A 256-nucleotide genomic window follows, 5' to 3' on the forward strand; every position below is an offset into this window, starting at 1 on the left:
AACTCCACCCGCCTCCAGGTCTACCGCACGCTGGTGCGCGCTGGCGAGGCGGGTCTGCCCGTCGGGCAGATCCAGGAGCGCCTCGGTATCCCGGCTTCGACGCTCTCGCATCACCTTCAGCGGCTCCTGCTGACAGGACTGGTGACGCAGGAACGGCAGGCCACCACTCTGATTTGCCGGACCAGCTACCCGGCGATGAACGGCCTCATCGGTTTCCTGGCCGACGAGTGCTGCGCCGACGCCGGATGCTCGACCC

General features: G+C 68.0%; 1 protein-coding gene. It reads left to right on the forward strand.

Features of this window, described 5'->3' with window-relative positions; all coding sequences use genetic code 11:
• On the forward strand, positions 1-256 hold a 256-nt coding region (locus KBI52_RS00235), incomplete at both ends, for a helix-turn-helix transcriptional regulator (protein ID WP_210804723.1).

This window comes from Microvirga sp. HBU67558 (assembly GCF_018069605.1).
Lineage (GTDB): Bacteria > Pseudomonadota > Alphaproteobacteria > Rhizobiales > Beijerinckiaceae > Microvirga > Microvirga terrae.